Source organism: Providencia sp. JGM181, assembly GCF_018257375.1.
GTDB lineage: Bacteria > Pseudomonadota > Gammaproteobacteria > Enterobacterales > Enterobacteriaceae > Providencia > Providencia lanzhouensis.
Map to the genome: position 1 here is coordinate 1 of NZ_JAERJY010000291.1, position 826 is coordinate 826.

Below are 826 nucleotides of genomic sequence, written 5' to 3' on the forward strand. Positions count from 1 at the left end.
AGATATTATATATAAATAATAAAATAATTAATTTAGACAACTTACGTTAATTAAATTAAATCAGATGAAATTATTTTGAACGCATGTATATTAAACTGGCTTCTAAACGAGATCGGACTCGTAATTTCTTTAAGACATTTCGTATATGAACCTTAACAGTTTCTTCAGAAATAAATAATAGTTGAGAAATTTCTCTGTTTTTTAATCCCGCTGCCATTTCGTGCAATATTTCGCATTCACGGCGAGTTAATGTGGAAAGTGGATCTTTGGATTGGTGTCGAGTAATCAAATGCTGATAAACTTTTTCGCTAAATACATGGTGTCCCTCCATCGCTTTTTTCATACTATTAAGCAACATATCGAGTTCGCTATTTTTTAATAAATAACCTTGGGCACCGGCATCGATAGCGGCGTAGATATCGGTTTTCATCGTTGAGAGTGAAAGAACCAGCAAATAACTGTTAGCGCAATGCTTACGTAGTAATCGAATCGTTTCGAATGTTTTATTACCATGAAGAATAGTATCTATCAGTATCATGTTGGGTTGTTTGCTGGTGGCGATATTCAGCGCTTCTTTACTATTTGAAACTTCTGCCGTTACGTCAAAGTCAGCTTTTGATTTTAATAAATGAGACAGTCCAAAACGAAAGATAGGGTGTTCATCGATAATCATAACCGTGTGATTAGACATAGTGGGTTCCTTTTTTATGTCTGACAACTTATTAGATTAACTAGAATTGATATAGTTAAAATATAATATATTTAAGATTACATGAAATCATTATTCTTAATTGATGAATTAATTATCCGCATAAAAGCCTGTCTC

1 protein-coding gene is annotated in these 826 nt (G+C 32.6%); it reads right to left on the minus strand.

All coding sequences use genetic code 11. From position 1 onward, the window contains the following. Positions 1 to 70: 70 nt before the first annotated feature. A complete protein-coding gene (locus tag JK188_RS17585; RefSeq protein ID WP_187129243.1) occupies positions 71 to 691 on the minus strand; it encodes a LuxR C-terminal-related transcriptional regulator in 621 nt (206 codons plus the stop codon). Between the last annotated feature and the right edge of the window lie 135 nt (positions 692 to 826).